At 47.0% G+C, this 20,825-nt stretch carries 19 protein-coding genes; 11 read left to right on the plus strand and 8 right to left on the minus strand.

The window, feature by feature from the left end:
* Positions 1–37: 37 nt before the first annotated feature.
* The 3 genes from CMO31_03435 to CMO31_03445 all read right to left on the minus strand — a co-directional run bounded on the left by CMO31_03435 (position 38) and on the right by CMO31_03445 (position 3,613).
* Entirely contained in the window at positions 38–1,609 is a 1,572-nt protein-coding gene (locus CMO31_03435) for an alpha-glucosidase/alpha-galactosidase (GenBank protein ID MAZ53051.1), read from the minus strand.
* A gap of 397 nt (positions 1,610–2,006) precedes the next feature.
* Positions 2,007–2,657 carry a hypothetical protein gene (locus CMO31_03440; GenBank protein MAZ53052.1) on the minus strand — a complete coding sequence of 217 codons (651 nt, stop codon included), beginning with the start codon at positions 2,655–2,657 and terminating at the stop codon, positions 2,007–2,009.
* The gene (locus CMO31_03445; GenBank protein ID MAZ53053.1) at positions 2,654–3,613 is read right to left on the minus strand and encodes an aldo/keto reductase; all 960 of its coding nucleotides are present in this window, start codon (positions 3,611–3,613) and stop codon (positions 2,654–2,656) included. Before CMO31_03445 ends, CMO31_03440 begins: the two co-directional genes overlap by 4 nt.
* A gap of 104 nt (positions 3,614–3,717) precedes the next feature.
* On the opposite strand from CMO31_03445, the gene CMO31_03450 reads away from it, so the two are divergent.
* Both CMO31_03450 and galK read left to right on the plus strand, forming a co-directional pair.
* A complete protein-coding gene (locus CMO31_03450; GenBank protein ID MAZ53054.1) occupies positions 3,718–4,767 on the plus strand; it encodes a galactose-1-phosphate uridylyltransferase in 1,050 nt (349 codons plus the stop codon).
* Complete coding sequence (gene galK / locus CMO31_03455; GenBank protein MAZ53055.1) at positions 4,764–5,903, plus strand: galactokinase; 1,140 nt, start codon at positions 4,764–4,766, stop codon at positions 5,901–5,903. Before CMO31_03450 ends, galK begins: the two co-directional genes overlap by 4 nt.
* Positions 5,904–6,009: 106 nt before the next feature.
* On the opposite strand, the gene xylB is transcribed toward galK, so the two are convergent.
* Together xylB and CMO31_03465 are read right to left on the minus strand one after the other, a co-directional pair.
* A complete protein-coding gene (gene xylB, locus CMO31_03460; protein MAZ53056.1) occupies positions 6,010–7,449 on the minus strand; it encodes a xylulokinase in 1,440 nt (479 codons plus the stop codon).
* Between the two features lie 371 nt (positions 7,450–7,820).
* A complete protein-coding gene (locus CMO31_03465) occupies positions 7,821–8,717 on the minus strand; it encodes an oxidoreductase (GenBank protein MAZ53057.1) in 897 nt (298 codons plus the stop codon).
* Positions 8,718–8,922: 205 nt separating this feature from the next.
* Between CMO31_03465 and CMO31_03470 the strand changes: the two genes are divergently transcribed.
* From CMO31_03470 to CMO31_03495, 6 genes are all read left to right on the plus strand, one after another.
* Complete coding sequence (locus CMO31_03470; GenBank protein MAZ53058.1) at positions 8,923–10,407, plus strand: leucyl aminopeptidase; 1,485 nt, start codon at positions 8,923–8,925, stop codon at positions 10,405–10,407.
* Between the two features lie 218 nt (positions 10,408–10,625).
* Complete coding sequence (glyA, locus tag CMO31_03475) at positions 10,626–11,882, plus strand: serine hydroxymethyltransferase (protein MAZ53059.1); 1,257 nt, start codon at positions 10,626–10,628, stop codon at positions 11,880–11,882.
* A 276-nt stretch (positions 11,883–12,158) separates the two neighbouring features.
* Positions 12,159–13,154 carry an isocitrate dehydrogenase gene (locus CMO31_03480; GenBank protein ID MAZ53060.1) on the plus strand — a complete coding sequence of 332 codons (996 nt, stop codon included), beginning with the start codon at positions 12,159–12,161 and terminating at the stop codon, positions 13,152–13,154.
* 85 nt (positions 13,155–13,239) lie between these two features.
* Positions 13,240–13,665, plus strand: a complete 426-nt coding sequence (locus CMO31_03485) for a hypothetical protein (GenBank protein ID MAZ53061.1) — start codon at positions 13,240–13,242, stop codon at positions 13,663–13,665.
* Between the two features lie 27 nt (positions 13,666–13,692).
* The gene (locus CMO31_03490; GenBank protein ID MAZ53062.1) at positions 13,693–14,100 is read left to right on the plus strand and encodes a hypothetical protein; all 408 of its coding nucleotides are present in this window, start codon (positions 13,693–13,695) and stop codon (positions 14,098–14,100) included.
* Positions 14,101–14,111: 11 nt separating this feature from the next.
* On the plus strand, positions 14,112–15,461 hold the full coding sequence (locus CMO31_03495) for a hypothetical protein (protein ID MAZ53063.1): 1,350 nt from the start codon (positions 14,112–14,114) through the stop codon (positions 15,459–15,461).
* Positions 15,462–15,729: 268 nt separating this feature from the next.
* On the opposite strand, the gene CMO31_03500 is transcribed toward CMO31_03495, so the two are convergent.
* Both CMO31_03500 and CMO31_03505 read right to left on the minus strand, forming a co-directional pair.
* Complete coding sequence (locus CMO31_03500; protein MAZ53064.1) at positions 15,730–16,446, minus strand: hypothetical protein; 717 nt, start codon at positions 16,444–16,446, stop codon at positions 15,730–15,732.
* Entirely contained in the window at positions 16,443–16,712 is a 270-nt protein-coding gene (locus CMO31_03505) for a hypothetical protein (protein ID MAZ53065.1), read from the minus strand. The genes CMO31_03500 and CMO31_03505 overlap by 4 nt, the downstream gene beginning before the upstream one ends.
* Before the next feature lie 677 nt (positions 16,713–17,389).
* Here CMO31_03505 and CMO31_03510 point away from each other — a divergent pair.
* A complete protein-coding gene (locus CMO31_03510) occupies positions 17,390–18,928 on the plus strand; it encodes a hypothetical protein (protein ID MAZ53066.1) in 1,539 nt (512 codons plus the stop codon).
* On the opposite strand, the gene CMO31_03515 is transcribed toward CMO31_03510, so the two are convergent.
* Positions 18,929–19,294 carry a hypothetical protein gene (locus tag CMO31_03515; GenBank protein MAZ53067.1) on the minus strand — a complete coding sequence of 122 codons (366 nt, stop codon included), beginning with the start codon at positions 19,292–19,294 and terminating at the stop codon, positions 18,929–18,931.
* 139 nt (positions 19,295–19,433) lie between these two features.
* Here CMO31_03515 and CMO31_03520 point away from each other — a divergent pair, with 139 nt between their 5' ends.
* Positions 19,434–19,811 carry a DNA mismatch repair protein MutT gene (locus CMO31_03520; protein ID MAZ53068.1) on the plus strand — a complete coding sequence of 126 codons (378 nt, stop codon included), beginning with the start codon at positions 19,434–19,436 and terminating at the stop codon, positions 19,809–19,811.
* The gene (locus CMO31_03525; GenBank protein MAZ53069.1) at positions 19,808–20,815 is read left to right on the plus strand and encodes a hypothetical protein; all 1,008 of its coding nucleotides are present in this window, start codon (positions 19,808–19,810) and stop codon (positions 20,813–20,815) included. Before CMO31_03520 ends, CMO31_03525 begins: the two co-directional genes overlap by 4 nt.
* Positions 20,816–20,825 lie beyond the last annotated feature (10 nt).

Below are 20,825 nucleotides of genomic sequence, written 5' to 3' on the forward strand. Positions count from 1 at the left end.
AACCTAAATTACTACCATCAGAATGTTACACGTAACTTCATGCCTGCCCGGAGACTACCCTTTGTATATTCTCACCCCTGTCTGCTGAGCCCGCGTTTTCGGTAGCGGCCTCCTTGTCCCTAGCAAGTTCTGCAACTGTACGCGTTTGAAGTCGAGCCGCCCCTTCAGTTTCATGAAGGTATACCCGAGTACCATTACGTTCATGCTGCGCGAGGCGAGCCCTGGCTGCTTGGATTTCCGAAATTGAGTAGTTCGGTAACCACTGTTCCTGCGCTGTCAGCATTTCATCCGTAAGTTGCCAAACTTCCTCGGGAGAACAAACCGCACCAACTAATGGATCGTGCAACATTGCTTGCTTCAATAACGTAACGTCGCCGTGAACAGCTGCTTCAGTAGCCATCTTTTGCACCTGTACACTTGCTGAACAAGTTGCCGCACAAGCCAAGGGTAGGTCACCAACCACGGGCATATTGATCCCATTGCGATCTACGTAACCAGGAATCTCCACAATGCAGCCGTCGGGCAAATTGGTTATGTGTCCCTGATTAGGAACGTTGAAGTGCCCTCGATAGACGCGACCCGTCTCGAGCGCCTCAATAATGAAAGAACCGTGCTCGTGACTACGATTTTCCTGACTAATAACGGGAGGCTCCTGCTGAAGCCAGTTAGGAAAATCCGTCTCGAACCAATTACGACCTTCCGTACAGATCCGGAGGTAACCGCCAGTTTCTCCGTGAATCCAATGCGACAAGTCTATCCAGTCGCCTATTTCATCTACCCGCTTTCGGTACCACGGAAGGTACTCACTAAGATGACCATTTGACTCGGTGGAGTAATACCCAAAACGCCGAAGCACGTCGATGCGTACCTTCTCTTGATTTTTATACACGGGGTGCGCCTCAAATAACTCGAGAAGCCGGGGCAACATATCCATACCCCGCCATTGGACCTTTACATACCAGGTTTGATGGTTAATACCGGCCGCCACAATATCAACATCAGCAGGAGTTACCTCTTCTTCAGCTGTGATAAGACCTTCACCACGAGCCCAATGTTCTATCACGTTAGTTATCTGTTTGTGGCCACCCTGAACACCGTGACAAAGCCCAATGGTACGTACACCTCCGTAAAGATTGCAGGCCCAGGTATTCATTGCCATTGGATTTGAATAGTTCAGAAATAGAGCATCTGGGCTTGATACCTCTCGGATATCCGAACATATATCGAGGAGAGCAGGAATGGTTCGTTGACCATACATGATCCCACCAGCACAGATAGTGTCCCCAACGCACTGATCAACTCCATACTTTAGTGGAATATCTATATCGAGTTGGAAAGCATCAAGGCCGCCCTGCCTAATCATGCTCACCACATAGTCAGCGTCCTCGAGGGCCTCAAGGCGATCAGTAGTAGTCTGAATCCTAGCCGATAAACTATTTTTCTCTATGTCACGACGAGAAAGTTGGGCTACCATTTCCAAATTATGCTCACTAAGATCCATATAAGCGAAGGTGGTATCCCGCAGTTCGGGAACCGCTAGAATATCTTGGGTTAAGCGTCGTGTAAACCCTACAGATCCTGCCCCAATCATAGCTACCTTTATTGACATAATCGCCCCCCTAAGGAACTAGCTTCGACAAAACACAAAACTCAACTTACAACGCCATTTTCCCAAAACTACGTTAGCCTGTTCTGCTAACACAATGCTGACCAATTCTAGCAGCAATAAGCTGTTCTAATCCAGACAATTACTGATCCCGAACTACAACCTAGTTAATCCTGAACTTGACAAAAATCTATATTTTGTCAAAAAGAATAATGACATTAAAAGGCTGTTGAACAGAGGGATCCTAAAATACCTTAGGCTGATCCTAAATTGGATTAACGAAGCCTGTTAGCTCCATATTAAAACCCTCTTAATATTCCTAGTAGGGAGCCAGAAAGATGACCTACGCACTACGTTCGATACCAAACATTTTGCTAAACGCCCCTTGAACAGACCAGCTTTACCTACTGGCCCACAATAAGCCTCGCCGAACAATTTCTCTCGCCTCTGGAACATCAAAATCTTTTAGGACGTGACCCAAAGAAGAATAAAAGACTCTGGCTTTCCCGTAATTACGTTTCCACACGACTGGCATAACGGTTCCTGCTACCCATGGAGCATCCCCGTGCTCACCGGAAAATGTTGTTGTAGCAAGTACCTGATTACCTGGGTCAACATGCATATAGTACTGTTCCGATTCCATTTCGAAGTCCGACAGCCCTTGGACCAAAGGATCTTCAGGTACTGTGATGTTGATTCTATAGTTAATGATATTTCCGGGATGACATATGAATTGTCCACCAACCATCCACTGGTATTCAGTATTTTCCCGAAATGAGTCAGCCATCCCACCGTGCCAACCACCTAGTCCGACTCCTGACCGGACTCCATTCAGTAACCCTTGTTCTTGCTCAGGGTTAATTTTGCTCATAGTCCACACGGGAACGATGAGGTCTAGACCAGCAATATATGAAGAGTCAAGAAACACATCCAAGTCATTTACAAGATCAACGCTAAAGCCCTCGTCCTCAAGAATTCCAGCAAAAAGAGAGCTGCAGGCCTCCGGCTCGTGACCATCCCAACCACCCCAGTTGACAAGTGCACGCTTCATCGTTTTAGATCCAACCACTCTAGTTCCTCCGATGTAAGTTTAAGTTCCATGGCTTCGACATTATCTTGGAATTCTTTGGGAGTATAACAACCGACTAGCGCATAAATATTCAACGGTTGAGCCAGTACAAAGGCAACTGCGATCTGAATCACATTCACACCCTTTGTTGCAGCTAATTCCTGAACCCGATCTAGGCGTTGAAAGTTTTCCTCTGAACAGTACGAGGCAACACAGACCTTATCGGCATACTCCGTGAACTCGTCAAGATTGTCACGGTGGAAACGGCCTGAAAAAAATCCACCAGCCAAGCTGGACCATGTAAAAAGAGGGGTTTTTTGTTCAAGGTAGTGAGCCCGGGCATCTTCACCAGAGGGACCACTGATACTTATACAGTCGGGCCAAGGGGCCTGGACCTGATCTGCAAGGCTAAAGTTGGGACTACTTGCTGCAAAAGGTGTGAGCCCGTTTGCTTCGGCGTAAGCGTTAGCCTCCTCGATTCGCTGGTGTGACCAATTTGAACCACCAAAAGCATGAATGTGACCTGCCTCTTTATGCTCATTCAAGACTTCCACAATTGGACCCACTGGAAGCGAAGGATCATCACGATGTAGTAGATAGAGGTCTATATCCTCGATTTTGAAACGCTCCAAAGAATCATGGATGTCAGCTGTAATATCGAAGGGTGTAACTCGCTTACGGTCCTGACTATGGTGAGCACCCTTACCCAAAATCACTACCTGATCCCGGTTACCCCGAGATGCCATCCAACGTCCGATAGTACGCTCGGATGAACCTCCCCCATAAACATGGGCAGTGTCGAATGTGTTACCGCCCATCTCGATAACAGCATCTAAAAGGGCAAATTCCTTAGCATCATCCTCGCCAGTCAGCACCATTGCTCCGTGCACGAGGCGGGAAATTGGCTTATCAATGCCGACAACCGTACCGTACTCCATATTACCTCCGTCTAATATCCAACGCTTGATTTAGATGTACTACTCTACATCAAGCTTTATATAAAACAAATTGCTTCCTGACTCGGTTAAGATACGCACCACGCATGAAGGAATTCTCACCAATTCACCACCCCCATCGCCGCCGAAACCCATTAACCGGAGATTGGGTACTAGTTAGTCCTCATCGAATACAGCGTCCTTGGCGAGGAAAAATCGAAGCAAACCCAGAAAAGGATCTACCTCACTACGATACGAGCTGCTACCTTTGCCCAGGCAATGAGCGCCTAGGAGGATCAATCAATCCAACCTACACCAGTACCTTTGTGTTTACTAATGACTTTGCTTCCCTCCTACCTAAATCCCCTGAATTAAGGTTCGGGGATCACGAATTGCTGGTATCTGAAACGACTCGGGGCACATGCCGCGTAATCTGCTTTTCACCGCACCATCACCTAACGTTAGCAGAGTTCTCGCCTAACGATATTTCTCGAGTTGTTGATCTTTGGGTAGAACAGACTGAAGAACTAGGACAGGAATACCGTTGGGTCCAAATCTTTGAAAATAAGGGTGAACTTATGGGAGCCTCGAACCCACACCCACATGGACAGGTTTGGGCTATGGATACACTACCTAGCATTGCCATTAAAGAGGATGATCAGCAGCGGTCCTACTTCAGTAAGCATAAATCCCCACTACTTCTCGACTACGCCCGTTTAGAAATCGAAAATGGGGAGAGAGTTGTGTCCTGCAACAGTACCTGGCTTGCCGTTGTGCCGTATTGGGCAAGCTGGCCTTTTGAAATCCTAATCTTGCCCCACCAGCGGCCAATCGCCCGCATGAACGACTTGACAACAGCCGAACGAGAGGACCTATCCATTCTTCTGAAGTCGGTACTTGTGCGTTATGACAATCTCTTCAAAACCCCCTTCGCATATTCGCTAGGTTGGCATGGAGCACCTTTTGATGGGTCTGACTCGAGCCCCTGGCAAGTGCACGGACATGCATTCCCACCTCTTTTGCGAAGTGCCAGCGTGAGAAAGTTCATGGTCGGTTTCGAAATGTTAGGTGAAGCGCAACGTGACCTCACCCCGGAACAAGCAGCAATTAAGCTAAAACAACTTCCTGAGACCCATTATCGGGAAGAAGCACCATGAACCCAAAAGAAATCGTTATGAAACAGTTCACAGAGCATTTTGGTAACCAACCCTCGATACTCGTGCGCGCACCAGGTAGGGTCAATCTGATTGGTGAACACACCGATTACAATGATGGCTTCGTCCTACCGATGGCGATAAATCGGTGGACGTGGATAGCCCTCCGAGCTCGGAGGGATAATCACGTTGTCATACACGCAGTGGACCTAAACGCGAAGGGCAAGTTTGACCTAAACCACCTTGTCCGCGGAAAGGGATGGCTTGAATACGTAAAGGGAATTGCCTGGGCGCTTCAAGAGTGCGGTCATGAGCTCAAGGGTTGGGACGGTGTAATTTCCAGTAACGTTCCAGCTGCAGCTGGCCTCTCGTCCTCTGCCGCCCTCGAACTTGCAACTGCTCGTGCTTTCCATGCAGTCTCTAATTTCACTTGGGATCCAGTAACAATGGCATTAGCTAGCCAGAGGGCCGAGAATGCCTGGGTAGGAGTTAATTGCGGCATCATGGACCAACTTATCTCCGCAACGGGTATTGATGGTCACGCGATGCTAATTGATTGCCGTACACTTGAAAGAGTTAAAATCCCTCTACCAAAAGATTCGGTAGTAGTTGTACTCGATACTGGGACTAGGAGAGGTCTTGTCGATTCTATCTACAATCAACGGCGCCTTGACTGTGAAATGGCCGCTCATCACCTTGGCGCCAATACCCTGCGAGACGTTACTCTTGACCAACTAGAGAGTTCCCAGGGTAGTCTTGACTCAACTACCTTCAGTCGAGCTCTACACGTGATTACCGAAAACAACCGTACCTTAGCGGCTGCCGAAGCACTTAACAATAGCGATCCTGTAAATTTTGGTCTTCAAATGAACGAGAGTCACAAGAGTTTGCAGCGCAACTACCAAGTCTCATCTGACGCCTTAGATGCAATGGTTTCTTCAGCTCAGCGTCTAGAGGGTTGTTACGGTGCACGCATGACGGGGGCTGGTTTTGGTGGAGCAGCGGTTGCGCTGGTAGAGGACCAAAAGGCTGATTCTTTTATCTGCAACGTCAAAGATCATTACCAAAAGAAAACTCTTCTCGATCCTACAATCTATATTTGCAGGGCTAGCAAAGGAGCTTCTGAAGAGATGATTTAAACCCGCCAAAAAGCTCCTGAGATTTACAAGGAATATAATGGTTTTATCGACCACCCAATTACGAAATTAACTCAAAAATAATTATATCCTGCCCAACTGATAACCCTTAACCGTTCACAACCCGATACCTTTTAAGAGGCTCTAAGTAGGTGTCAGCGTCTGGTTCGAACTCGTTTTCAACATCAGTACGGGCTGCCTCCGCAGCTTTCTCAACTAGGCCCACGCCCTGAAGGCCCAAAAGAGCTGCACCGTACGCTGCACCTTGGTCTGAGGAAGACCGGAGAAGGGGTAGTTGTAGTACGTCAGCTATGATCTGGAGCCATAGTTCAGAGCGGCTGCCACCACCGGTAGCTACAGCTCGCCCCAAAGGTGCAAGTGGTGTCATTACATCCAAAGCATCTCGGAGACTAAAAGCTACGCCCTCAAGGACAGCACGTATAGTGTCGGCTTTGTTAGTAGCAAGACTTAGCCCTGAAAATGAACCTCGTAGATTAGGGTTCATGTGGGGCGTACGCTCGCCAGCTAAGTACGGCTGGAAAGTTACTCCATTGGCTCCAGCTGGACTCGAAGCTGCCGCCTCGATTAGGGCTGAGTATTCACCGCCCGGAACAAAGGTATCACGGTACCATCTCAAACTCCCAGCAGCAGCTAGAGTTACGCCTAGCAAATGGTAACCTCCGTCAGCGTGGCAAAAAAGGTGCACTCGCCCTTCAGGATCAGGAGTAGCTGTGGTTAGTGGGGCAAATATTACACCAGAAGTCCCTAGGCTTACGCTGCCAATGCTGGGATCAGAATTAGAAAGGCCGAGGCCTATAGCTGCCGCGGCATTATCTCCAGCCCCAGCTACAACTGGTAGGCCCTCTGGAAGACCCGTAAATTGGGCGACCTCTGACGCCAGACGTCCAATTATGTCATCTGAAGCAACAAGGTCGGGGAATAGTTTTGGGTCTACGTCTATTGCGTTGAGGACTTCGGTGTCCCACCGTTTAGAAGCTAGATGGAAAGCATTGCTACCGGAGGCATCAGTTGGTTCGGCTGCCATAACTCCTGTTAACAAATACCCAACATAGTCCTTGGGTAACAAACTATGACACGTACGCTCGTAAGCTTCTGGTTCGTTAGCACGCAACCACAACAGCTTGGGGAGATGGAAACCGGTTATAGCTGGATTTCCTGTTCTAGCAATAAGCTCGGGGCGCGGTACTGCTCGTTCGAGCTCAATCACTGCCTCCTCAGTACGCTGGTCATTCCAGAGAATGGCAGGGCGAATAACATTGCCAGCTGAGTCCAGAGGTACCATCCCATGCATTTGTCCTGAGAGGCCGAGCACTACCACTTTATTAGGTGGCAGGCTCTCATTTAAATCCCTAATAGCTTGTAAAGTAGCAGTTTTCCAGGCGGCTGGATCTTGCTCCGTCCAACCAGGACGTGGCGTCAGGAGAGGGTAGTCGTGTGTCACCTCTGCAATGAGCTTACCTGCTGCATCTACAGCAACTACTCGCACCCCTGTGGTTCCTAGATCAAGGCCCAATGCTAACTCATCCATTGTAATTGTTAATCCGAAGCACAAATTTAAATTTTAGTTGGCTCATTGTTCCCTCTCCCTTTAGGTGCAATTTGCTCGGAAAGCGGGCCCTAGGCCTCGACACTTGAGTTGGGCAGAGCAAATACGTCTCATCATCCTCAGTTTACGTTGCCAATAGTACTTTACTGGCAATTACGCAAGATAGCCTCCGCTGAGCCAACCCCGTAAACTGAGGATGATAACTAACGCTAGATGATGGAAATCCTTAGAATAGACCCGATGGCGAAGGGTATGTAGGTAGCTGCTGAAGCTGACAACTAGCCCCAACGGCTATCTATTCAATCTTTAGTGTCGGCTTATGCTGTCCGACAAGCAGTATTAATTCGATTTAACTATCTATGTTCCTTGTACATTGATGCTGGGACTGCCGTCATAAGCCGATCCAGGGCTGCCTTAGTAAGATCTGTGGTCGCAGCTGCAAACACGTTTTCCTCAAGCTGGTTGATACTGCTTGCTCCTGGAACGATTGTCGTAACTGCAGGGTGAGCTGCAACAAATCGTAAAGCCACTTGGGGTCGACTCTGCCCCAGGATCGCTTCCTTGTCTAGAGCCGTTTGGGCAGTAACAATACTTTGATGTTCATGCGTAAGATAAGCCGTCGGCTTTTTATAGGCCAACAACCCTTTAGCTACCGGCCCACGTATGATTGCACTAACTCCATGTTTGGCTAGCATATCGAACACCTGCTCTTCAGGCCGTCGGTCTAGCAAACTGTATTGCATCATGACTGTAACGATGTTTGAACGCTTGAGGTACTCTCGAATCACATTAGGACGGATAGAGGAAATGCCGTAGAATCTAATTAATCCTTCAGATTTAAGTTCTTCGAAGGCCTCAATAGTTTCATCAATCGGGTCTAAGACGGTACCACCATGAAGCTGATACAGGTCAATCGCATCTACTCCTAATCGCTTTAAGCTTAATTCAGCAGCCTTGCGAATGTACGCTTTGCTTGGATCCCAATCCCAACCACTGCCATCGTCCCGCCAACGGTTGCCAACTTTTGAAGCAATAACCACACGATCCCCTAACCCCCGAAGTGCCTTACCTACCATTTCCTCGTTCAACCCATAATCATACAAATCAGCAGTGTCAAAAAACGTTACTCCTAAATCAAAAGCACGGTGAATAATGTCGGTTGCCTTTCTGCGATTAGTGCCGAGCGACATGCACCCAAGACCAATCTCAGTAACACGCAAATCAGACTCACCAAGTCGTTTGATCTTCATCGGCCTAGTTTACCTATTTATCTACAGGTCACTTTTTAACCGTTAGTTAAAACCGAGTATGCATCAAACCATATTGAGTAGCAGACATTCGTACTGTTTAAGCATATTGATGTAGGTCTTAGTACCAAACGGCACCAAACAAATTTTGACAAGTATAGTTGTCTCGGAAGGGTTATGGTCAAAATCGAAATGGGGAGTCATTTGTATGGACGCATTAGTAAGCAAAGGAACCATAAAAGAATTCGACGCCGATACCCTTATCATCAGCCTATTCGAGGATGGGATCCTTTGTAATGGACCCGCCAAAGAAATAGATGATGCCTTGAGCGGTAGCATCAAACACCTCACTACCGGAAATGACTTTACGGGCAAACTTGGAGAAATAGCCGTTCTTTATCCACAAGGAGTCATCGCGGCGCGGCGGGTTATCCTTGTCGGGCTGGGCCCAAAAGAAGACTTCGGACTAGAAATCATCAGGCATGCAGCTGCAGCGGCTGCCAGGCGAGCTCAAGAACTTGGGAGCCGGAGACTAGCAGGAATTGTAAATGGCGCTGACATTGCTGGTTTTGAAATAAAAGAGATTGCCCAAGCAATTATCGAGGGATCGCTGCTAGCCCTTTACCAATATGGCCCCCGTAAAGCTGCGAAGCCAGAATCTTTCACTATCGTTGAAAGTAAAGGAAACCAAATTGCAGATATAAAAATCGGGGCCCGAGCCGCACAAGCGATTGGTGAGGGAGTAAAGCTGACTCGGGACCTCGTTAATGCTCCACCAAACATCGCCACCCCGACGTACTTGGCAGAAATAGCCCATGCTGTAGCTAAGTTACATGGAATGAACATACTGGTCGGCGACAGGGCATGGATCACAGAACAAAATCTGGGAGCTATGCTGGCCGTAACTCAAGGAGCTAGGCGGGAACCAGCATTTATTAACCTCGAACACAACCCATTAGGTACTAAAGAAGCCCCAATAGTACTGGTGGGAAAAGGCATCACGTTTGATAGTGGGGGACTCTCTCTAAAAACACCTACCGGCATGTTGCCCATGAAAACAGACATGGCTGGAGCCGGGGCGGTTCTTGGTGTCATGGACGCTATTGGCCAACTTCAGCTCCCTGTTCGGGTGATAGCTCTTGCTCCATGCACCGAGAATATGCCTGATGGTAACTCTTATCGACCTGGTGACGTCATCAAAGCTAGCGATGACACGTTGATTGAAATCGTTAGTACTGATGCCGAGGGTCGGATGGTCCTTGCCGATGCCCTTCATTTCGCAAAACGTTACCACCCAAAAGCGGTAATCGACCTCGCAACACTAACTGGCACGGCAGCCTCAGCTTTAGGACGAGGGGTTGCAGCTAGCCTCTTCAGCAACAGCGATTCCCTAGCACGGACGATTCTTAATGCGGGGACAACAACCAATGAGAAGGCTTGGAGAATGCCACTATTTGACGAATATCGCCACACAATCAAGTCGCCAGTTGCTGATATAAAGAACAGTGGTGGCCCAGCAGGTGGTATTGGTACTTCAGCAGTTTTTCTAGAACACTTTACTAATTACCCATGGGCACACCTCGACATCGCAGGTATGGCACGCAACTCTACTGCAGGGCCTTATACCCCAGCCGGTGCGACCGGTTATGGCGTACGCCTTATTATTGAATGGCTCAGACAAGGGCTTAACTGAACTTCCGTTAACTCCCAGCTTCAACTCATCTGGTAAAACTTGGCTAAATCAACTAAACCCTGTCTTTGTTGATTGAATGTCATAACGCAAAAAGAAAAGGTTGAAGATCCTATAGCATTTAGAAATTCTGTTTCAATAACACAGAATTTCTAAACAACCATATACCGTCTTCATGATATCCCGACAAAACCCCATTCGAAGCAGCTTATACTTTTAGAATGAGTTTGCCCAACGAACGAGCAGCCAAAAGCCCTTACTCTAATGAGCCTCATGACGAACAACTCTTTTCCTTAATACAAGGTGAATACGATCGCCAACGTGACGGCCTAGAACTTATTGCCTCAGAAAACTTCACTTCTCGAGCTGTCATGGAAGCTACGGGTAGCGTGCTAACCAACAAGTATGCAGAAGGCTACCCTGGGCGCCGTTATTACGGTGGTTGCCATGTCGTCGACCAAATTGAAAACCTTGCGCTGAATCGACTTAAAAAACTATTTGGCGCTTCATGGGCAAATGTACAGCCACACTCAGGCTCCTCAGCCAATTTGGCGGTGTACTTCGCTCTACTTGAACCAGGAGACACAATTCTCGGCATGGATCTGGCTCACGGAGGCCACTTAACTCATGGATCCCCAGTTAACTTCTCAGGCCGAAACTACAAAGTTGTTGGATACCAACTATCTGAAGCAAATGAAACGATTGACTACGACCAGGTTCGCACGCTTGCACTTAAGCATCGCCCAAAACTAATCATCGCAGGAGCATCTGCTTACAGCCGGTTTATAAACTTCTCTACCTTTCGGGAGATAGCTGACGAAGTTGGCGCACTATTATTGGCTGATATTGCCCATGTTGCCGGCCTTGTAGCTGCAAAACTACACCCTGATCCACTGCCATATGCACACGTAGTAACCAGCACAACCCATAAAACACTCCGGGGCCCACGCAGTGGAATCATATTTGGAAACGATATTGAACTTGGAAAACGCATCGATCGGACAATCTTCCCAGGTATCCAGGGAGGCCCACTAGAGCACGTCATAGCTGCTAAAGCAGTAGCCTTCTTCGAAGCTTTGCAGCCCAAGTTCACAACTTATGCTCAGACAGTAATTGATAACGCCAAGGCGCTATCTAACGCCTTGGTTAAGAGGGGCTATCGCATTGTATCAGGCGGCACAGATAATCACATGTTCGTAATCGACCTACGCCCACAAGAGATTACAGGAAAAACCGCGAATGACCGACTCGAAGAAGCCAACATCACAGTTAGCAAGAGCATGATCCCGAATGACCCTGAAAAACCATGGGTAACCTCGGGCATACGGATTGGAACGCCAGCAATCACAACCCGTGGCTTAACACCATCTAACATGGATACTGTTGCCCACCTAATTAATAAGTCGCTCACAACAAACGAAAAAGAATCGGTGCGACATGAAGTTATAGACTTAGCTCGTAAATACCCTATGCCGTGATTTAATGGAATAATCGGCTACTTACGAGTAATCTCATTAAAGACCGCTTAATACCCCAGAATGTTTGGGCTCAAAAACCCGCCCAGCCTAGGAACGGTAGTTTGGTTAGGTAGCTTTTTAACGTACTAATTATTAGTCTCCTACCCCGACCCCTAAAAGCAAGACTTCAGCCCCAATACCTAGTCTCATTTTGAAGCTGATCGTGTTAGCGTATAAGCCTCGGCCGAATTAATTTCCAGTTTTAAGACTCGGCCTGATATTACGAAAAGGAGCGGTATGTACGAAATCTGTCTCCTTCCTGGTGACGGTGTTGGCCAGGAAATCATTCCCGAAGCTCGCAGGGTGCTCGAGAATACCGAGCTCCCATTACGTTTCGTTGATGCTGAAGCTGGTTGGGCCACTTTCGAAACGCAAGGAAGATCCGTACCCAAGGAGACGTTGAACACGATCGTCGATACCGACGCGACCCTAGCAGGTGCCTTCGCCAGCCCAAAACACAAAGTGAAAGGCTTTTTTAGTGCTATACGTTACCTTCGACGCGAGTTGGATTTGTATGCCAACTTAAGACCCGCCAAAACCAGACCAGTTCCAGGAAGTACCCAAGGCATCGACATGCTGATGGTCCGTGAAAACACTGAAGGAATATACGTTGCTCAAGAAAGACGTTATGGGGATTTAGCTATAGCTGATGCAGTAATAACAAAATCTGCTAGTAGCCGTATCACTCGAATAGCCTTCGAGCAAGCTAAACGTCGCGACAACAAACTTGTCATTATCCACAAAGCTAACGTGTTACCAATCACCTCAGGTCTGTTCCTTGAGACGGCTTTAGAGACAGCAAAGAACTATCCGGAGATTAATACCTCTGATCTGATGGTTGACGCTGCCGCCACAAAGTTAGTTCTAGATCCAGGAAGCTTTGACGTACTTGTTGCTACTAATCTATTTGGTGATATCCTTTCCGATCTAATAGCGGGATTAGTAGGTGGCTTAGGACTCACTCCAAGCGCTAACGTAGGTTCAGAAAATGCCATTTTTGAGCCGGTGCACGGGACAGCACCAGATATTGCAGGACAGGGAACAGCGAACCCCACAGGTGCAATCCTTTCCGCAGCAATGATGCTAGAACATTTGGGCGAAAATAATCACGCCAAGCTGATAGAGCAATCAGTAGACCAAGTCCTCGAAGCCGGACCAGTAACATCTGATTTAGGGGGAACAGCTACTACAAGGGAATTTACTGACGCTGTGATAGGCGCAATGCGACTGTGAGTCCTCCAAAAAAAGACAAATTCAAATACCTGTCAGCCCTAAGCTTCTTCGTACTGTACCGACACATGACGGTAAGGTAACGGGTATGTACGTGTTTTCCCAAGCCATGCGCGCTATACGTAGCAACTGGATAGCTAGTGTAGCTACCATAACCACCACAACTCTCTCCCTCACCATCCTATCTGGGTTTAGTCTGGTTAGCTTAAATCTGAATTCTGCCTTGGTTGCCCTGCAAGGTGAGCTCGAAATGGCTGTATATTTAGAAAACGATGCAGATATAACACTCCTCCTCGACCAGATTAACCAATGGCCCGAAATTAACGAGGTCTTCTACATCAATAAGGAGGTGGCTCTTATGGAAATGATCCAGGACCTGCCTTCTCTGCAACAAGGTGCCGCTTTGGTAGACAATCCCCTTCCTGATACCCTAGCACTGAAACTATATAACCCAACTCAAACACTCCTTATCAGCCATCGGTTAAGACTCCTGCCTGGTGTCACAGATGTTTAAGACGGTTCAGAAACTGTCGAGACGTTTATTGCAATTAACTATGCCCTACGTATATCCGGGTCAATTCTTATTGTGGTACTCCTAGCTAGCGCACTCTTTGCTATTGTAAATTCAATAAGAGCAGCAATAGCTGCTCGCGGTGAAGAAATAGAAGTAATGCGCCTCGTTGGTGCCACTCGTCGTTTTATTCGCGCACCCTTTTTAGTTGAAGGGTTCCTTCTCGGCCTGTTTAGCTCAGTTGTTACCTTGTCTCTTATTGTTCCGAGCTATCTTTTTGTAATTGACCGCCTAACTGTCACTTTCCCCTTCGTACCATTAGTAAGAGATTCCCTTCAGCTCAGTCAGGTTGCTGCGTTAATCACGGCTCTAGCACTGCTGATAGGACTGGTTGGTAGTACAATCGCTGTTTCACAATACCTGCGAGAACGTACCTAAAGTTAAGTACCATGCTTCGCATCTGTAACTCGCTCCCTAATTTCACCCACTGTATGTGGCGTTGGCCCATTGTCTCTTTACTCGCACTATTAACGTTTGTTGCATCCCAACCAGAATTGGATCGAAGTAGACAAATTGAGCTCGAACAAGCCATCGAGGAAAATCGTANTCGCTTGGCCCGACGCCAACAACAGATTGGTGAGCTTTCAACTGAACTTGGCGACACCGCTCAACTCATTGAAACCCGAATAGCTGAGCGAGATGGTGTTGCTGCGAGATTAGTACAACTACAAATTCAGAGTGACCGACTAAACCGCGAAATCNAAACGACAGAAAAAGAACGCGACCTTACAACCATCGAGATTGCAGGCTTTGAAAGTGACCTTCAGATACTTAACATCCGAATACAGGCACTTCTAATTAACTTGCACCGACAACGAGCGACTCGTTTTGGCCATGTTCTAGCGCAAGTAAATTCGTTCCACGAACTACAAGTCCGAAACTACTATCTGTCCCTTCTAGCCAAGCAAGATGTAAAAGTTGTTAATCAACTTGCAGCCACCCTTTTGCAATTAGACGAAGCTCAGGCCGATCTCCGCCAACACCTTGTTTCTCTGAAAGAAAAGAATGACCAGTTAGCCAATAATCAAATTGCGTTAGGCAAAACCCAGACAGAGTTGAATCAAGTAATAACTAGTCTTGAAACTACCCGCGAAGGTCAACTTGCTCAACAACAAGCTCTCTTAGAGGCTCAGAACGACCTTGAGAAAAATCTTGGTAATCTCGATCAACAACTCCAAGATGAAATCGCACGTTTAGTAGCCCTTGAAGACGAACTTAGGCGCCAAGCAGCCCAAGAACGACTCGATGACATAGAACGTGAAAACTTGACTACAGAGGCCGATAGGATACAGGGGCTCATATATAATCTCACCGCAGCTCCACCAAATACAGCAGGCTTTGTAATGCCACTAAATGGGGGGCGTATTATTACTGACTACGGCCAAAATAATAATTCCTTTATCGCTATCCAATCGCCGATCCCGAACGCAGCTGTTTGGAGTGCCGGCGCAGGCGTAATTGCAGATGCAAGTTTTATGGGTGTNAATGACGGCCACATGGTTATTGTCCGTCATTCGCCAATTTTCTTTACGGTTTATACCAACCTCCGCGAACCCGAAGTAACCCCTGGCCAACGAATAACACAAGGCCAGAGGCTTGGTTTTTTAGGCGGAAGCTCCTTACAGCCTAATGATCTCCTTAAGCTGTTCGTCAGGCTCGAGGACCCTCAACACGGTAGCGCCTTTGTAGATCCCGTCAAGGAACTCGGATTGTTAGCACCTTCAATATCACCGAATTAATGCTTATAACCTAGTGCTAAACCTACATAACCCTCCCAGTAAATCGTTCTGCCCGTCAACTAAATAACATTCCTCGAACGCGCCCAAAAAACAGCGAAACCTGTCACTCGCAAACACAGCGCACAGGGATCTCTTGCCTGTATAAGTTAATAAGCTATTCATTTTTACCAACTCATATCCTACTTGCCGTAACCGTCAATAGATTCTTAATTGACCGTTACTGTCATCAAGGTGCTGTAAAAACTATACGAGATATAGGTGGCGCCAATTAACGAAAAGTTAGGTTGGTATCCTTGGCCGAAATATCCTTGATCAACGACACATCATCTAGTTTTGGGTCTCCAACCCTATGAGGAACANGGAAAACCTCGAGTTCGTCAAGGGGATAAGGTGCAAAAAGTTTATGAAATACTTGAGTGTTGTAAATCAAGGGGTCCAACCAAGTCCCAAACTGTTCGGGATTAAGTATTACGGGCATCCGATGGTGCAAAGACCTCATCTGCTTGTTCGACTCCGTTGTAAGTATAGTGTGTGTTAATCCAATCGTACTTCTTCTCGAATTTAGGCTTTGTAAACCAGCGAAAACCATAGGTTGCCCATTATTTCGCCGAACAAAATAGGGAGCTTTTGATTTGCCCTCACTCTTCCATTCAAAATAGCCGCTTGCAGGAACTAAGCATCGGTTCATGCGCATGGCATAACGAAATGCGGGCTTCTCACTAGCAGTCTCAGACCGAGCATTAAATAATTTGGCTTTGAACCTTGTTGGTTCAGCCCAATGAGGAATGAAACCCCANCTGGATAAGTACCACTTACGCCCAACATCTTCGCCTTTCGAAAGAATCGGGACCACCTGGCTCGGCGCAATATTGTAACTGGAAGTAAACGGTAGAAATTCACCAGGTTTCAAATGAAGTATAGAGTTAAAAACATCGATCGAGTGATAAAGCGCAAAACGTCCGCACAAAAGACCTTGCTCCCTCAGTTATTCCCAGCACGAGGATTAAGGTGATTGGATCTAGCATAAGAAACTACTGGGATCGGCCTCCTGGTAGCGTAGGTCCGGACCACTAAAGGAGGAAAAAGAGTCACCTTCCCAAGACGTCGTCGAGATCTTGTCCAAACCGCTGGTTTTCGAGTTATCAAGACTGTGAAAATACGCTGAACGTTGTCATAAACAAAAACTGATACACAGCCGACAACGATTACGGTGATAAATATTAGGAGAGCGCTGAATATCGGATCTGTCATAAGAGTCCTCCGCAAATTTTTCTTGCGAAACCGGTACCTGTAATTAGTAGTCGAGATTTCATAACAGAATTCTACCTTATTTTTTAAGGTATTTCGTGTAATAAGCATTACATTGGATAAAATTCGAAAAATACCCCACAATAACACTTAAATAATAGTCTACTTAACCGCATTTTCTCCCCCAACAGGCCTTATAAGGAAAGGTGGCTTACGGAATAAAAGCAATCCACTCCTGGATTCCTTACATAGGCAGGAACGCAATACTTTGGTGGTCATTTGGGTAGTCATATTATACGAACATCAAATAGTCCTCACTCAGTGCCCTGTGGCCAAATAATTAAAGCCCTCTTCTTGCATTCTTTCTAATCTTCCATATCCTAGAAGCACCGGTCATCCTCCATCAACCATCAACCATCAACCATCAAACCAAAGGTATTCGTAATCCTTTCACTCTATGTGGACGTTAGGCATAAGCGGCAATCATTATTTTCTTAAATTCAAAACCAATTGGGTGGAAAACTCCTCTAGCGCCCAAGTTTTTTGGCGGCAAGCACCCTAATCTCATAACGATTGAGATTACGGTTCATCGAAATAACTGACCGTGATCATTAAGGTGGGCGCTTAACACTATGAAATTCCGCTTTGCTGTAAGCCTCTCATGCTAGAATCTACACAGAGTGAAAAGGTGGTTCCATATACACCTTGTAGGGATTTTCCTCCTCCCTCTTTTCAGCTTTGGGGTAGCACAAGAACGTCACAACTCCCTTGGCGTCAACGGGGTGCTTTGGGATGAGGCTGGTCCATACTATTTTATTAGCCACGGCGATAGCAGAAATGCTTATGCTAAAGCCCTGCCCTTAGCGGAGGCGCTTGGTTTAACTCTCGATTTCGATAACACCACCAAGGAACTGACCTTTCACCAAAACACGATCACGGTAACTCTTACGACAACATCTGACATCGCAAAAGGCCTAGTGAAAGATTTAGGAACACTTAAGCTTAATGGCGTGGACATGGAAAGTCCCATGGGGATTTTGGTTGACGGCGTTGCATATGTGGCCATTAGCCCAATCGTTTCTGCTTTTGCTGGTGAGAGCAACTGGCTTCCTGAAGACAACCTCATCACTATTATTACAAGTGACGAACTTCCAAATAATATCGCTAAACCCCGNATAGGCTCCCCAGACGGGTTAGTAACACGTGTCGCTATAGATATACCAATTGGGCAAACCACTAGCTTCGCTGTTACGAACGAAATCATGGTGATCTCATTCCCGAATGCACAAAGCGATAGCTTCACACTAAATACCCCTGAAACCAACATAGTTAAACTTTCCTTTGAACAATTCGGTCCCGACCTAATACTAGTCATCCAACCACGGCACAACATTGACTCGGACGGAACTGGTTATGAATTCGGAAAGGTATCTCACGCTAACCACGAGGTCTTGTATATAGATTTCGCGCCCAACCTAAACGGCGATGTTGTCGATATTCTTAGTACAGAACCTAGTGTAGCCGACATCGCAATAAATAGTAGAATTGTTGTGATAGACGCAGGTCATGGCGGCCACGACCCTGGCGCAAGTACCGAATTTGCAGTTGAGGAAGAGGTAGTACTTAGCATTGCCCTGAGTCTCAGAAAGCGACTCAAAGAAAAAGGAATCGAGGCCGTCCTTACACGCGACAATGATACGTTCCTTTCTCTTAAGGAGCGTTCTAATTTTGCCACACCAAATCGCAACTTGTTCATCTCCATACATGCTAATTCAGCTCCCAACCCTAATGCTGAAGGCATCGAGACTTGGGTCTTCGGGCAACCTCTTAACCCTAGCCTCATAAATCAGGCGATAAGAGAAAATGGGGGTGGTGCGGCAGGCGAAGCCCTGACACAAGAAGCGCTATCCAACGCGAATGGCATTGCTGGTGACATTCTTAAAGAGGCTCAACTTAACTACAGCTTAACTCTCGCCAAAATTGTCCAAGACCGTATGGTTACAGCAACCGGGGCTAAAGACCGTGGTGTCAAACAGAACGTGTTTTACGTGATTAGCACTGCAAGAATTCCTGCAATCCTGGTAGAGGTAGGATTCTTGAATAATTCGCTAGAGGGTCCCAAACTAAGAACTTACGGCTACCAAAACACCCTGGCTCTAGCGCTAGCCGAAGGAATAGTTGAATTCTTGGAGAACGCCGGCACAGTAGTAGGCAGGTAATCAACACCCAAAGGGCCGGAGCGTGCCATCCAACAGAGTCACAATTGCAGTAATTATCACAACAATGGTAATTAATAGGAGAAACATGAACACTGCCCCAACTTCAGAAAAGATCTTGATTAAGGGGTTTTTCGGAGCCCAAAACCAAACGCCTGTGAAGACGCTTGCGTAACCAAGNATAATTCCAAGATTCTGCATACTATTAGTGGCAACAGCACTTCCTGGGCACAACATTTTGAGCCCAAAAACAAGATATAAAGTCAGAGAGAGATAACCCGTTCCGCCCATAAGAGATATCCAACGTAAGCGAGTCACAGAAAACCCAACTTCACTTAGTTTGAACCCTTTGTTGAAAACACTTCTCATCGATATGCACCGTTCTATCGTACGACCTTTTCACCGCCTTAAGCTAACCACCACAAGCGGGTTTTTGGTTATTCCTGCCGCACGTTTGATAGCATTAACGCCAGTGGCTAATCCTGAATCTCCCTATTCGAACAATTTCATAGTCCAAGGGGCAGGTGGTGTGGTTTTTGACGCGAAGGGTATGGTTCTTGTCCTCGGACACCTGGACGGCACCTGGGTCTTCCCCAAGGGTCACCTTGAATCTGGTGAATCACTTCTCGCAGCAGCCCTCCGTGAGGTTAAAGAAGAAGCAGGCGTGACAGCCATCTGTCCAAACCCAGCAAGGTTTGGAGTCACCCGGTATGTCAATAACAATGGAAAACGGCGTATGATCACCTACTATCGAATGACAACCGAAGCCATCCAGCCAGTATTGCGAGAATCAACTTTCCCTAAGGGGAATTTTTTACCCGTGAATCAGGCCCTAGGAAAATTATCGTTTACTGAAGACCGTGATCTACTAAGAGAACTAAAATGAAGAGCCTCTCGGGCAGTAGTAGTTCGCTCTCCGGGCACGACTTATTAGTCGGCATTAAGAAGGCAAAGTTAAACGGCACCTTGGTACTGTCTCAGAATGCAGGAAACATGATCNTTAAAATAGAGGATGGCGAGTTGTTATCTAGGTTCTGTCTTGGAGATTTCGGTTCCCTAACAAAGAAGGGGATAGANTTCTATTTCGAGAGACACCCTGCACTGACAATTCCACAACTTCAAAGCGGTTTCGCGGACAGTCAGCTCACAGTAATGCAGGCACTTCCCCAATTTTCACCAGGAGTCTCGTATTCCACTGGGTTAACGGATGTGCGACTCCTAATAAATGAGCTGCGACACAAAGAATTCACCGGAAGCCTGACCTTTGCTCACAATAACGAATACGGTCTTGCGCTTTTCTTAAACGGCAGCATTGGTGCTGCTCAGCATGAAAAAGCCAGGAACATATCCGAACGCATTGACGCTCTCCGTGCAATTTTTCGTTATAGCCTTTCCCTAAGCCATAGCCCCCTAGTCGCCCACCCCCTTGATCCGCTCTTGGTCCAAAGCCTTCTTGGCATTGCAACTAACAGATATAAGTCCAGAGCAAATCCAAAAAAGTACAGTGGCCTGAGCACTGATAATCAAGGCTATACGTTTCATAAAGACGGGAGGGCCTTCCTGCGTATAAGTGCAAATCGCGTAGGAACCAATCGTCGTTATCCGACTGTCAACTCCATCGAAGACCTACAACTTCCTGAGGAGCCACCAGGATGGGAAGGCCAGAGTTTCGTACTAACTTTGCGAGGGAAGGATGCACTTAACCCGATGACTGACCTTTCGATGTATTTTCGTGAAACCTTTGGCACACTGGGAGGTAATGTCCTTAAAACGCTTAGTAACGGTGAAACTATTGAAGAGGCAGGAAGAAGTCTCGACTTAACCCTCGAGGACCTAAAACCGTGGGTTACTAAACTTGAGGATGAGGGCTTCATCCGTCTACTCAAATAGACTGCATTAT

The organism is Trueperaceae bacterium (assembly GCA_002707365.1).
GTDB lineage: Bacteria > Deinococcota > Deinococci > Deinococcales > Trueperaceae > UBA6957.

Excerpts from the sequence above, each read along its gene's own strand:
- CMO31_03450 (MAZ53054.1), top strand. The coding sequence starts at position 3,718 with ATGAAGGAATTCTCACCAATTCACCACCCCCATCGCCGCCGAAACCCA.
- CMO31_03480 (MAZ53060.1), top strand. The coding sequence starts at position 12,159 with ATGTACGAAATCTGTCTCCTTCCTGGTGACGGTGTTGGCCAGGAAATC.
- CMO31_03485 (MAZ53061.1), top strand. The coding sequence starts at position 13,240 with ATGTACGTGTTTTCCCAAGCCATGCGCGCTATACGTAGCAACTGGATA.
- CMO31_03435 (MAZ53051.1), bottom strand. The coding sequence starts at position 1,609 with ATGTCAATAAAGGTAGCTATGATTGGGGCAGGATCTGTAGGGTTTACA.
- CMO31_03505 (MAZ53065.1), bottom strand. The coding sequence starts at position 16,712 with ATGACAGATCCGATATTCAGCGCTCTCCTAATATTTATCACCGTAATC.
- galK (MAZ53055.1), top strand. The coding sequence starts at position 4,764 with ATGAACCCAAAAGAAATCGTTATGAAACAGTTCACAGAGCATTTTGGT.
- CMO31_03440 (MAZ53052.1), bottom strand. The coding sequence starts at position 2,657 with ATGAAGCGTGCACTTGTCAACTGGGGTGGTTGGGATGGTCACGAGCCG.
- CMO31_03470 (MAZ53058.1), top strand. The coding sequence starts at position 8,923 with ATGGACGCATTAGTAAGCAAAGGAACCATAAAAGAATTCGACGCCGAT.
- xylB (MAZ53056.1), bottom strand. The coding sequence starts at position 7,449 with ATGGATGAGTTAGCATTGGGCCTTGATCTAGGAACCACAGGGGTGCGA.
- CMO31_03445 (MAZ53053.1), bottom strand. The coding sequence starts at position 3,613 with ATGGAGTACGGTACGGTTGTCGGCATTGATAAGCCAATTTCCCGCCTC.
- glyA (MAZ53059.1), top strand. The coding sequence starts at position 10,626 with ATGAGTTTGCCCAACGAACGAGCAGCCAAAAGCCCTTACTCTAATGAG.
- CMO31_03465 (MAZ53057.1), bottom strand. The coding sequence starts at position 8,717 with ATGAAGATCAAACGACTTGGTGAGTCTGATTTGCGTGTTACTGAGATT.